An 11,436-nucleotide genomic window follows, 5' to 3' on the forward strand; every position below is an offset into this window, starting at 1 on the left:
GGCAGGACGCGGAAGGGCTCAGCCGGCGTCGGCCACGGGCGTGCAGGGCTTCACGGGCGAGCCGGCCTTGGCCAGCCAGGCGCCGAGCCTCCAGGGCCGCTGCGCGTCCTGGTTGTCGCGGAACTCCAGGACGAGCGTCTCGCCCGGCCGGATGAACTCCGGACGGATTCTGATCTCACGGACGTCGACCACCCGGGTCGCCTCGAACGAGCGCCACCGTTCCACGCCCTTCCGCAACTGCGCCTCCGTGTGGCCCCGCGACCCGTACGAGGGGTCCACGCCCTCGAACCGGGAGTCCGCGCACCGCGTGTGCGGCGCCAGGAACGACACGTCGGCCGTGACGCCGGCCGCCAGCAGATCGGCCCGCAGTCCCTCGGGGTCGCGCATCTCGTTGAGAGCCACCGTGATCGTGCCGTCGGGGTTCTCGGTCACCGCGTACGCCGGGGTCCCGCCGCTGGCGACCAGCGGTGCGGTGACGGCCGCCGCCGCGACGCCGGCCGCGACCAGCAGCCGAGGGGCGGTGACGAACCGCCGCCGGGAGGTGGTGAGGGCGGGCCGCCGGGCCTGCATCCCGTCCAGCAGCCGCCGCCTGGCCCCGGCGAGGTCGTCCCGCGAGGCCGCCGGAACGTTCTGCCACATGCCGGTGAGCGCGTTCATTGCCAATCTCCCTCTGGTAAATCCTGGCGAATCTGGTTGCGGGCCCGGTTGAGCCGCGAGGCGACGGTGCCCGGGGGGATCGCGAGCGCGTCGGCGACCTCCTGGTAGCTCAGCCCGGCCCAGGCGACGAGCAGCAGCACGTCGCGGTCGGCCCGTTTGAGCCGCAGCAGGGCCCGCGCCAGCGGCCGGTTGACGGCCAGGGTGTTGACTCCGTCCTCCACCTGCGCGCCCGGTATCTCCCCCGGGTGCACGCCGCTGCGGAGGTACGCGCGGTAGAGGCTGGTCTCGGCGCGCCGCCGTTTCCCGATCATGTTCGAGGCGATGCCGTACAGCCATGGGCGGGCGTCGGGGCGGCCCCGGTCGTAGTCGCCCCGGCTCTGGAAGGCGGCCAGAAAGGTGTCGGCTACGACGTCCTCCGCGTCGCTGGGTCCCAGCCGCCTGGTCACATAGCGGTGGAGGAGCGGTGCGTGCCGGTCGAACAGGACGGCGAAGACCTCCGGCTCGTGCAGCGATCTCTCGATGAGGGTCGCATCATCCGCCGCGACGACTTCGCGGGTGGTAGTCATGCATCTCGGCCTTTCCTGGCGAATGCGGTCACCTGTACTTACCGAGCCAGGCCGAAATGCTTCATTCTTTTCAATCGCTGGTCGTACGCGCCGGTCAGGTCTCCGGGGAGAGGAATTCGAGCCGGTTGCCGACGTTGTCGTGGGCGTAGAAGCGGCGGTGACCGGGGAAGTGCGGATCCCAGGCGACCTCGACGCCGGCGGCCTCCAGACGCGTGGCGAGGTCGTCGAGGCCGGTCACCAGGATGCCCGGGTGTGCCTTGCGCGCGGGGCGGAAGTCCTCCTCCACGCCGAGGTGGATCTCCAGGGCCCCGGCCCGCACCCACAGGCCCCCGCGCGCGGCGAGCACGGGGGGCTTGCCGATCTCGGTCATCCCGAGCGCGTCCACGTAGAAGGCGCGGCAGTCGTCCTCCGCCCCGGGCGGAATGGCGAGCTGGACGTGGTGCAGGCGGTAGCCGAAGGGGGAGTCCACGTCCGGGCCGTAGCCGCGCATGTCAGACCTCTCCCTTGATCTCCAGCCGTTCGAGGGCCTTGGCCAGCGGGTGGACGGTCAGGCCGATCTGCCACTCCCGCGCGCCCAGCGCGCGCAGCCGCGCCGCCACGGTCTCCTCGCTGATCGGCGCGGGCGGCTCCCAGGTCAGCCTGCGTACGGCGTCGGGCTGGAGCAGGTTCTCCGTCGGCATGCGGTGCTCGTCGGCGAGCGCGGCGACGACGGCCCGTGCCGCCGCGAGCCGCTTGGCGGCGGCCGGGTCCCTGTCGGCCCACCGGTTGGCCGGGGGAGGGCCGTCACCGGGCCCCACGGGCTGCGGCAGCGCCGGCTCCGGCATCGTGCGGGCCCGGTTCACCGCCGCCAGCCAGTCGTTGAGGTGGCGGCGGGCGCTGCGGCCGACGAATGGCGTGATCTCGGTGAGGGCCTTGGTCGTGCGCGGCTGGTCGAGGGCGGCCTGCACGATCGCCGAGTCGGGCAGCACGCGGCCCGGCGCGAGGTCGGCCTCCCGTGCGATCTCGTCGCGCAGCGTCCACAGCTCCCGCACCACGGCGAGCCCGCGCAGCGTGCGCACCCGATGGATGCCCGAGGTGCGCCGCCACGGGTCGGTACGCGGGGGATGAGCGGGAGCGGCCAGGATCGACGCGAACTCCTCCAGCGCCCACTCCAGCTTGCCGGTGGCGGCCAGCTCGGCGTGAAGGACGTCGCGCAGTTCGACGAGCACCTCCACGTCGAGCGCCGCGTAGCGCAGCCAGTCCTCAGGCAGCGGGCGGGACGACCAGTCGGCCGCGGAGTGCCCCTTCTCCAGCCGCAGGCCGAGAACGAGCTCGACCATGGTCCCCAGGCCCACCCGCTCGTAGCCGAGCAGCCGACCGGCCAGCTCGGTGTCGAACAGCCGTCCCGGGCGGAAGCCCAGCTCGGCCAGGCACGGCAGGTCCTGGTTCGCGGCGTGCAGGACGATCTCGGCGTCGCGTACGGCCTCGTCGAGCGCGGACAGGTCGGGACACTTGATCGGGTCGATCAGCGCGCTGCCCGCGCCTGCCCGGCGCAGCTGCACCAGGTAGGCGCGGCCGCTGTAGCGGTATCCGGAGGCGCGCTCCGCGTCGACGGCCACCGGTCCCGTCCCACGGGCGAAGGCGTCCACGGCGGCCGCGAGCGCGGCGGAGTCCTCGATGACGGGCGGGATTCCCTCGCGCGGCTCCAACAGAGGCTGGACTACGGGTTCTGTCACGGGCTAAGGAACTTTCGGATCATCTCGGCGGGCGGGGCGCGGATGGAGCGTGGCGACGTCGGGTGGCAGCGGGGGGATGCCCGCGGCCAGGCACATGAGGTCGCACCAGGCGGCCGCGTGCGGCGACAGGTCCTCGTCGAGCGGCGACCACGAGGCCCGCAGCTCGATCTCCGTGGTGACGGGGTCGTCCGCCTTGCCGCCGAATCCCTCAGAGACGGCGCGGGTGACCGTGCCGCCCACCGCGGCGTACCTCGCGCCGTGGGCGTCGAGCGCCTCGGTCAGCCAGCTCCAGGCCACCGGCCCCAGCAGCGGGTCTGTGGTCATCTCGGGCTCCATGTCGGCGCGTACGTAGGCGACGAGGCGGAACGGGCCCTCCCAGCCGCGCTGGCCCTCGGGGTCGAACAGCATGATCAGGCGGCCGACGGCGAGCTCGTCGTCGTCACGGTACACGGACGCCCCGACGGCACCGGAGTACGGCGCGAGCCGCTGGGGCGCGGGGATGTCCTCCAGCTCGATCTCCGGCCGTACCTCGGCGGGGCGCAACGTCTCCAGCGCGCGCCGGAAGGCGGCGGGAGGCGCAGGCGGTTCACCGAGGGTCATGACGGAAGAGTAGGTCGGATTCGGGAGAGCGCGAAGCAGGGGGGTGGCTGTGGGGGGCATCGGAAGTCGTCAAACCGTCGCCGCCAGTCGAGCCGCCACCCGGTCGGCCCTCCGTGCCGGGGCGCGTCCGCGCGTGCGGGCGGGGCGCGCGGCGTCGCTGCCGGCACAGTGCTCAGTGCGGCGTTCGGGGGAACTCCACATCGAAGTCATCGCTCCGGGGCCTCTCGTCGGATCCACGGTCGTGGCGGTCGCTCGGGACTGATCCGACGTTGGCACGTCCCGGCGACATTTCCCCGCATCGCACTCGGCGTGTCTCGAAAGTGGTATTGGAATCGATGCCGGATGGCCGATTGGCGAACACATTGCCGAGCTGTGAGATGACTCACAGGAGGGGATGGGGTTCACCTTACGCGATCAACGGCCTTCCTCGCGTCGTTCTGGAGCCCCAGGTCGTGGGTCCAGGCGCCGGGCGGCACCCGGACATGGCAGGCTGGTGCCGTGAAACCCCAGCTCGCCGATTCCGTTTTCATTCGCGCCTGCCGGCGCGAGCCCGTTCCGCACACGCCGGTCTGGTACATGCGCCAGGCCGGGCGGTCGCTGCCCGAGTACCGCAGGGTGCGCGCGGGCGTCGAGATGCTCACCGCCTGCGCCACGCCCGAACTCGTGGTCGAGATCACCATGCAGCCGGTCCGCAGGTACGGCACGGATGCGGCGATCTTCTTCAGCGACATCGTGGTCCCGCTCAAGGCCGTCGGCGTCGACCTGGACATCAAGCCGGGCGTCGGCCCGGTCGTCGGGACCCCCATCCGCGACAAGGCGGGCATGGAGGTCCTGCGCCCTCTGGAGCCGGACGACGTCCCCTACGTGACGGAGGCGATCGGCGCGCTCACCGGAGAGCTGGGCGGGACCCCGCTGATCGGCTTCGCCGGAGGGCCGTTCACGCTCGCGTCGTACCTGATCGAGGGCGGTCCCTCCAAGAACCACGACCGCACCAAGGCCATGATGTACGGCGAGCCCGAGCTGTGGCACGAGCTGATGGAGCGGCTCGGCGCGATCACGCTCGCCTTCCTGCGCGTGCAGGTGGCGGCCGGGGCCTCGGCCGTCCAGCTCTTCGACTCGTGGGTGGGCGCGGTCGCGCCGCAGGACTACCGCACCTACGTGCTGCCGCACACCAGCCGGATCTTCGCCGGCCTGGCGGACCTCGGCGTGCCGCGCATCCACTTCGGCGTCGGCACCGGCGAGCTGCTCGGCCTCATGGGCGAGGCCGGCGCCGACGTGGTGGGCGTCGACTGGCGGGTGCCGCTCGACGAGGCCGCGCTGCGCGTGGGCGCGGGCAAGGCCCTGCAGGGCAACCTCGACCCGGCGATCCTGCTCGCGCCCTGGGAGGTCGTCGAGAGGCGGGCCAGGGACGTGCTCGAACGCGGCCGGGTGGCCGAGGGGCACGTGTTCAACCTCGGCCACGGCGTGCTTCCCTCGACCGACCCCGACCAGCTCGCCCGGCTCACCGACTTCGTCCACGAGTCGTCGGCCCGCTGAGGCGTTACCCCGGCGTGCGCTCGGACTCCCGGCCCTGATCCTGGTTTTCGTCCAGGTCCTCGCGGGGGGCCGGCTCAGGCGACGTGAAGCGCGGCGGCCCGTCAGGGCCGCCCGTGGGGGCGGGACCCGCGGGGGAGCCGGGCCCGTGCCCGGAAGGAACGGGGGGAGCGGGAGGGACGGACCCGGGAGGAACCGCACCGGGGGGCACGGGACCGGCCGGCGGGGCGGCACGGCGGCGCATCCGGCGCATGACGATCCGGACGGCCAGCCACACCACCACGGCCACGACGATCCAGGGCAGCAGCGCGCCCAGCACGGTCAGCGCCATCACGGTCGAGGCGGTCAGGGTGTCCCACCCGGCCCGCAGCCCGGCGAGGAAGCCGGACGCGTCCTCCTTCTTCTCATGCCGGGCCGAGGATCGAGGCGGGGGCATCAGGGTGAGCGTCACGGTGGCCATGCCGGTCTGCGTCTCCAGGGCCTTCTGCCTGGCCTGCAGCGACTCCAGATCGGCCTCGCGGTTGGAGATCTCCCGCTCGATCTCCAGAATCTCGCCGATCTTGTTCGCCTTCGACAGCAGCGTGCGGAACTGCCCGAGCGCGGCCTCGGCCGACTTCACCCGGCTGGCGACGTCGGCGACCTCCTCGGTGACGTCCTGCGCGTTCTGCCGCACCGATGTGCGTTTCCCGAGGTCGCGTCCGAGCTGGGCCAGCACGTCGGCGTAGCGCGCCGGGGGCACCTTGAACATGATCGTCGACTGGTCGCCGCCGGAGACGGACTCGCTGCGCTCCTCGGCGACGTACCCGCCCGCGCCCGTCACGATCGCTTTGGCGCGGTCGGCCGCCGCCGTGACGTCCTTGGCCTCGACGGTGAGCTCGGCCTGGTAGATGATCGCCCGGTCGGCCGGGTCGATCCTGACCTTCTCCTGCCCGCCGCTCCCGCCGCCTGCGGCGGGCGCCCGCTGCTCGCTCTGAACCGTGCCCCTGGCCGTGGGGGCGTCCGCGGCCGGCGCCGCGGGGGCGGCGGCGCTGCCGGCCGTGTCCATGCCGGACACATCCGAGCCGCCGCCGCAACCCGTCAACAGAAAGGCGACGGCCACCAGGGCCGCCGCGCCGTACCGGATTCGCCTCATGTCCTTTACATCGGATTACCGATACGGACAGTTCGGCGCCGGCGATCACGATGGCATCACGATGCCGCCGTGGTCGCCGGCGCCTCTGTTTCGAAGGGGTGTGGGGCCCCGTGGGTCCGGCCGGGCCGGGCCGGACCCACGGGACGTCTTGCTAGCCGCGCAGGCGCTCGATCAGCGCCTTCGCGTCGCGGATGAGCGCGTCGCCCGCGGCCTTGTCGGTCACCCGCTTGGCGTCGCCGGCGAAGCCGACGAACCGCTCCAGGGCCTTGATCGCGTTGTCCTTCTTGCCCATGCCGGCCTGCTTGGCCGCCTGGTCGAGCTGCGCGAACAGGACGTTTCTGGGCCCGGCGGTCACCGTGCCGGCGCTCTGGAAGGCGGTGAGGAGGGCCTTCACGTCCTCGAAGGAGGTCGTGTCGGTGAAGGCCGCCGTCTTCTTCGTGGCGTGCCCGGCCTTGTCCTTGGCGGTCACGACCAGCTCGTTCTCGCCGAGCGGCAGCTTCCACAGGGGGAGCGCCTCGCCCGACTCGACCTGCAGGTCGCCGATCGCCGCGGTCACGCTCGCCACCCCGGACGTGTCGTCCGTGGCGGAGAAGACCGGCGTGATCGAGGTCGATTCGGGAACGAGTGAAGGACGGCGAGGAGGGCGAGGGCGCCCCGCGGACTGCTCCTGGTCAACAGGGTGTCTCCCGTCTCATCGTGAAAGAACGTCCGGGACGTGTGCCGGACTCGCACACGTCCCGGACACCTGCACCGGGCGGTGGCATCCTGCCTGCGGCTCAGGACTGGTTGAACAGTGAAAGCGTCAGGGTCGAGTGGTACTCGCCGGCGGCGACGTCGACCGGGGTGCGCAGGGCGAGGTCGGCGTTGACCTGGGAGGTGCCGATCTCGTCGGCGGAGTTCGCGATCGACGCGAGCAGCTCCTGGCCCTCCAGACCCACGGTGGGGGCTCCGGTGCCGTCGGAGATGACGCTGGAGACCGGCTCACCGGCCGACACCGCCCCGGTGGAGGAGTCGCTCAGCAGGCGCGGCTTCCATCCCAGGTACTGCGGGCCGATGGTCTTGGCGGAGTCTCCGGTCGCGGTGAACTGGCTGGACTGGCCGACCACCGCCCAGAACTCGCCCGCGGGGATCTCCTCGGGCAGGCGGGTGTCGGTCACCGTGACCGTCGGCAGGGTGCCGGTGAACTGGCGGGCGGCGGCATCCGAGCCGTCCTCCGTGAGGGACACCCCGTTGTTGTCGGCCACGGTCATCGACAGCTGACCGGGAGTGGTGGTGGGCTCGATGTTCACCGACACGTCGATGCCGTCGCCGTTGCCGGTGCCGGGGTCGTCGGCCGCCAGCGCGGGACCGGCCACACCGGCCAGCGACAGACCGAGCACCGACGCGGCGAGTATCTGGGTAGTCCTGTTGATCTTCATGTGATGGCTCCAGTTATGGGGGCGGGGCCGGCCGGCTGGTCGGCCGGCCGGCCCCGGTTGTGCTGTGGCGGTGTCCTCGTCGTGTGGACCGTGGTCACCGCCGGGCGGTCAGCGAAGCTGACCGCGGTGTGAGCAGCTCAGCCGCAGGCGATCGCGTTGTAGGAGGCGTCGTAGGACGTGGTGACCTGCTTGCCGCCGATCGTCGCGGTGCCCTTGACGGTCACCTTGCCCGCGTCGATCTGCCCGGCCCGGGTGTTGAAGGACTGGTAGGCCTGCTTGCCCGGAGCCACGTCGGCCACGGTCTTGGAACCGTACGGAGTGGTCAGCTCCACGGTCGCCGGCACGTCACCGTTGTTGACGGCCGTGACCGCCAGGTACGCCGAGGTGCCGATGCAGCGGGACGTGGCGGTGACGGTCAGCTTGACCTGCGGCGAGGACGGCGTGGAGATCGTCAGCGTGAGCGTCTTGACCACCTCGACGTTCCCGGCCTTGTCGGTCGAGCGATAGGCCAGCGTGTGCGAGCCGTCGCCCGTGACCTTCACCGGCTCGGTGTAGGCGGTCCAGTCACCGCCGTCGAGGCGGTACTCGGTCTTGCCGACCCCGCTGCCCTGGTCCTTGTCGACGGCCTTCAGCGTGACCGTGACCGGACCGGTGAACGAGCCGCCCTCCGGCTGCGCCGGGTCGGTCGTCGCGGTCGTCACCGGCGCGGTCTTGTCGATCTTCACCGTGACGGTGCCGATCTGCGAGACGTTGCCGGCGCTGTCGGTCGCGCGGTAGCGGACCTCCGTAGAGCCTTCGGTGCTCAGCGTCACCGGGTTGTTGGCGTTCGACCAGGTGGTGCCGCCGTTGACCGAGTACTGCCGGCTCGCCACCGTGCCGTTGTCGGTCGCGGCGACCGTCAGCGTCACGTTGCCGGTGTACCAGCCGTTCTCGCCGTTCGGCTGGGCCGGGTTGAGGGTGGCCGTCACGGTCGGCGGGGTCTTGTCGGCGACGCCGTCGCCCACGAAGGTGAACGCGTCCAGGTCCACGCCGCCGGTCGAGGTGACGTACAGCTTGCCGCTGCCCTTGGGGGCGTTCGGCAGCGCCGTGGTCACCGTCTGCCAGCCGGAGCCGGCCGGGATCGCGATCGTCGCGAACGGGGTCGCGGTCGGCGAGTTCCAGCGCAGCGACAGGGTGCCGGCGCCGGTGGCCACGGTCTTCACCGAGGTGATGCCGGAGAAGTTCACCGGGTCGTAGGCGATGTAGTCGCCGGCGTCGAACGAGGTGATCTTCGACAGAGCGGAGGCCGTCGGGTCCTGGGTCTTGGTGACGCCCTGGAGCTCGTCCGCGTGCTCGGCCTGCATCAGCTTGGGGTTGAGGATGAGCGCCGCGTCGCCCGTCGCGGGCGGGATCTCGCCGTGGCCGTTGTCCTTGTAGCTCACCACGACCACGCCGAAGATGTTCTCGGTCACGCCGTGCTCGGGCGCGTCGACGGGGGTCGCCCAGGTGACGGTGCAGCCCGTGCCGGTGGTCAGCGGGTGGGCGTGGGTGTCGTGGCCGAGGCCGAACGTCCACTGCACCCGGCTGCAGGTCGGGTTGTCGCCGTCCTCCTTGTCGGTGACCTTGACGGTGAACGGCACGCCGTTGCCCCAGTCGATGAAGCCGCCGTCGCCGGGGGTCTCGATGCTCACCTGGGGCGCGGTGTTGCCCACGGTGATCTCGATGCTCGTCAGCGCGAACTTGCCCTGCTCGTCGGTCACCCGGAGCCGGGCGGTGTACTGCCCGAGCTTGTCGTAGGTGTGGGTCGCGGTCACGCCCTTGGCGTCGAAGGTGCCGTCGCCGTCGAAGTCCCACTCGTAGGTGAGGTCGCCCGGCTCGGTGTCGCTGGACTTGGCGCCGCTGAACTGCACGGTGAGCGGAGCCTCGCTGCTCGACGTCTTGTCAACGGTGATCTTCGCCTGCGGGGCCTTGTTGCCGGGGGAGTAGTCGATGCGGTACAGGCCCGCCTCGGGGTTCTCCCGGAAGAAGCTGCTGCCGTACTCGAGCACGTACAGCGACCCGTCGGGGCCGAACTCCAGGTCCATCGGGCCGTCGGTGACGGGCAGCGCCGCGGTCTTGAGCGCGCTGTTCGGCAGGAAGTGCTCGATGTTGGTGACCGGGCCATCCGGTCCCGCGGCGGTGAAGGCCGCGAGGTAGTCCTGGGAGAACTCCCCGAAGAAGTACTTCTTGTCCCAGTAGGCCGGCAGCTTGGTCGGCGAAGGGTTGTCCGGGTCGTAGTGGTAGACCGGTCCGCCCATCGGGCCCTGGCCGTTCTGCACCGGGTCGAACTCGGTCAGCCCGGACCACTCCGCGGGCTGGTCGCCGGCGCGGTCACCGTAGTACAGGGTCGCCGGGAATCCGGGCGGAAGCTGCTCCAGGCCGGTGTTCCAGCGAGAGGTGTTCTTCGGCCCCGCCGCGCAGTCGAACCACTCACGCGGCTTGGAGTTCGCGTAGTCCCAGTTGTTGTAGTTGAAGTTGTGGCCCGTGCAGTACGGCCAGCCCGCGTTGACCGGCTTGTTGAGCGGGACCATGTTCCACTCGACGTAGCCCATCGGCCCGCGGTTGGGGTCGGCGGCGCCGGCGTCCGGTCCGTAGTCGCCCCACGACACCGTGCCGTTGATGGAGTCGACGTCCATGCGGAACGGGTTCCGCACGCCCATCACGAAGATCTCGGGCCTGGTCTTGGCCGTGCCCTTCGGGAACAGGTTGCCGTCGGGAACGGTGTAGGAGCCGTCCTCCTGCACCTTGATCCGCACGATCTTGCCGCGCAGGTCGTTGGTGTTGCCGGCGCCGCGGCGGGAGTCGAAGCCGGGGTTCATGCCCGGGGCGTCGTTGTTGGGCGCGAAGCCGTTGGCGCCGGGGGCACTGGCCGGGGTGTTGTCGCCGGTGGCCAGGTAGAGGTTGCCCTCGTCGTCCCAGTCGAAGTCACCCGCGACGTGGCAGCACTGCCCGCGGTTGGTCCCGATCTTGATGATGACCTGCTCGGTGGACAGGTCGAGCTTGTCGCCGGTCCACTTGAACCGGGAGAGCTGGTTGTAGCCCTTCCACTGGTTCCAGTAGGACTCGTCCGCGCCGGCGGGCAGGGAGTTGGGCGACGACCCGGCCGGGGTCTCCGCCGGGTACCCCGACCCGGTCAGCTTCCTGGGCGCGTAGTAGACGTAGACCCACTTGTTCTGCTCGAAGTCGGGGTCGATGCCGATCGTCTGCAGTCCGTCTTCGGAGTTGTTGTAGACGTCGATCGTGTTGATGATCTTGGTGACGCCGGTGGCGGGGTCGGTCAGCCGGACGGCGCCGTTGCGGGCGGTGTGCAGGACCCGCTTGTCAGGCAGGACCGCCATGTCGATCGGCTCGCCGACGTTCTTGGTGAGGGTGACCTTCTCGTAGTTCTCCCAGTGCAGCGCGTCGTCGTGCGCCTGGGCCGGAGCGGCGGTGAGCGCCGCCGTAAACGGGAGCGTCAACGCGGCGGCAAGAGCGCCGACCAGAATGCGAGTACGCTTCAAATCTACTGCGCCTCTTCTTTCAGGGGGGTGGCAGGGAAAGGCGGGCCGCCGCGTGCCGGTGGAACTGGTCGAACGCGTGGCGGTCCGCCGTACTCGTCGAAGTCGTCAGCCGCGCAGAGCGGACATGTTCGTGTAGCTCAGGTCCGCGTGCTGCAGGGACTGGCCCGGGTGCGACGCGTCGCCGGGGGCGTTGTCCTGCTCGTGCATCGGGTTGTGGGAGCCCTTGGCGCCCACGCCGCGGAAGAACTTCGCGTTGCCGGCCGTCTCCATCTCTTCTTCGTACGCACTCATCGTCTT

Annotated in this window: 11 protein-coding genes; 1 reads left to right on the top strand and 10 read right to left on the bottom strand. The window is 71.1% G+C overall.

What is annotated here, in order from left to right; all coding sequences use genetic code 11:
* Nucleotides 1-18: 18 nt before the first annotated feature.
* The 5 genes from ACQEVJ_RS12730 to ACQEVJ_RS12750 all read right to left on the bottom strand — a co-directional run bounded on the left by ACQEVJ_RS12730 (nucleotide 19) and on the right by ACQEVJ_RS12750 (nucleotide 3,538).
* Complete coding sequence (locus ACQEVJ_RS12730; RefSeq protein WP_433100447.1) at nucleotides 19-657, bottom strand: hypothetical protein; 639 nt, start codon at nucleotides 655-657, stop codon at nucleotides 19-21.
* Nucleotides 654-1,223 carry an RNA polymerase sigma factor gene (locus ACQEVJ_RS12735; RefSeq protein WP_433100449.1) on the bottom strand — a complete coding sequence of 190 codons (570 nt, stop codon included), beginning with the start codon at nucleotides 1,221-1,223 and terminating at the stop codon, nucleotides 654-656. The genes ACQEVJ_RS12730 and ACQEVJ_RS12735 overlap by 4 nt, the downstream gene beginning before the upstream one ends.
* 94 nt (nucleotides 1,224-1,317) lie before the next feature.
* Nucleotides 1,318-1,713: a VOC family protein gene (locus tag ACQEVJ_RS12740; RefSeq protein WP_433100451.1), complete on the bottom strand. Its 396-nt coding sequence runs from the start codon at nucleotides 1,711-1,713 to the stop codon at nucleotides 1,318-1,320.
* Nucleotide 1,714: 1 nt separating this feature from the next.
* The gene (locus ACQEVJ_RS12745; RefSeq protein ID WP_433100453.1) at nucleotides 1,715-2,938 is read right to left on the bottom strand and encodes an HRDC domain-containing protein; all 1,224 of its coding nucleotides are present in this window, start codon (nucleotides 2,936-2,938) and stop codon (nucleotides 1,715-1,717) included.
* A gap of 3 nt (nucleotides 2,939-2,941) precedes the next feature.
* The gene (locus ACQEVJ_RS12750; RefSeq protein ID WP_142563873.1) at nucleotides 2,942-3,538 is read right to left on the bottom strand and encodes a DUF3000 domain-containing protein; all 597 of its coding nucleotides are present in this window, start codon (nucleotides 3,536-3,538) and stop codon (nucleotides 2,942-2,944) included.
* A 498-nt stretch (nucleotides 3,539-4,036) separates the two neighbouring features.
* Here ACQEVJ_RS12750 and hemE point away from each other — a divergent pair, with 498 nt between their 5' ends.
* Nucleotides 4,037-5,074, top strand: coding sequence for a uroporphyrinogen decarboxylase (gene hemE, locus ACQEVJ_RS12755; RefSeq protein WP_433100455.1), 1,038 nt, complete (start codon nucleotides 4,037-4,039; stop codon nucleotides 5,072-5,074).
* Between the two features lie 4 nt (nucleotides 5,075-5,078).
* On the opposite strand, the gene ACQEVJ_RS12760 is transcribed toward hemE, so the two are convergent.
* The 5 genes from ACQEVJ_RS12760 to ACQEVJ_RS12780 form a co-directional block, all read right to left on the bottom strand.
* On the bottom strand, nucleotides 5,079-6,203 hold the full coding sequence (locus tag ACQEVJ_RS12760) for a DUF4349 domain-containing protein (protein WP_433100457.1): 1,125 nt from the start codon (nucleotides 6,201-6,203) through the stop codon (nucleotides 5,079-5,081).
* Nucleotides 6,204-6,354: 151 nt separating this feature from the next.
* Nucleotides 6,355-6,759 (bottom strand): FIMAH domain-containing protein, encoded by a 405-nt coding sequence (locus ACQEVJ_RS12765; RefSeq protein WP_433100459.1) that lies wholly within the window; start codon nucleotides 6,757-6,759, stop codon nucleotides 6,355-6,357.
* 220 nt (nucleotides 6,760-6,979) lie between these two features.
* Nucleotides 6,980-7,621 carry a hypothetical protein gene (locus ACQEVJ_RS12770; protein ID WP_433100461.1) on the bottom strand — a complete coding sequence of 214 codons (642 nt, stop codon included), beginning with the start codon at nucleotides 7,619-7,621 and terminating at the stop codon, nucleotides 6,980-6,982.
* Between the two features lie 137 nt (nucleotides 7,622-7,758).
* Entirely contained in the window at nucleotides 7,759-11,097 is a 3,339-nt protein-coding gene (locus tag ACQEVJ_RS12775) for an OmpL47-type beta-barrel domain-containing protein (protein ID WP_433100463.1), read from the bottom strand.
* 147 nt (nucleotides 11,098-11,244) lie between these two features.
* Nucleotides 11,245-11,430: a hypothetical protein gene (locus ACQEVJ_RS12780; protein ID WP_433100465.1), complete on the bottom strand. Its 186-nt coding sequence runs from the start codon at nucleotides 11,428-11,430 to the stop codon at nucleotides 11,245-11,247.
* Nucleotides 11,431-11,436 lie beyond the last annotated feature (6 nt).

This window comes from Microbispora sp. CA-102843 (assembly GCF_050936215.1).
In the GTDB taxonomy this organism is placed as follows: Bacteria; Actinomycetota; Actinomycetes; order Streptosporangiales; family Streptosporangiaceae; genus Microbispora.

Bases quoted from the DNA above. Each gene is read 5' to 3' on its own strand.
- ACQEVJ_RS12750 (WP_142563873.1), bottom strand. From the start codon at position 3,538: ATGACCCTCGGTGAACCGCCTGCGCCTCCCGCCGCCTTCCGGCGCGCG.
- ACQEVJ_RS12730 (WP_433100447.1), bottom strand. From the start codon at position 657: ATGAACGCGCTCACCGGCATGTGGCAGAACGTTCCGGCGGCCTCGCGG.
- ACQEVJ_RS12740 (WP_433100451.1), bottom strand. From the start codon at position 1,713: ATGCGCGGCTACGGCCCGGACGTGGACTCCCCCTTCGGCTACCGCCTG.
- ACQEVJ_RS12735 (WP_433100449.1), bottom strand. From the start codon at position 1,223: ATGACTACCACCCGCGAAGTCGTCGCGGCGGATGATGCGACCCTCATC.
- ACQEVJ_RS12780 (WP_433100465.1), bottom strand. From the start codon at position 11,430: ATGAGTGCGTACGAAGAAGAGATGGAGACGGCCGGCAACGCGAAGTTC.
- ACQEVJ_RS12760 (WP_433100457.1), bottom strand. From the start codon at position 6,203: ATGAGGCGAATCCGGTACGGCGCGGCGGCCCTGGTGGCCGTCGCCTTT.
- ACQEVJ_RS12770 (WP_433100461.1), bottom strand. From the start codon at position 7,621: ATGAAGATCAACAGGACTACCCAGATACTCGCCGCGTCGGTGCTCGGT.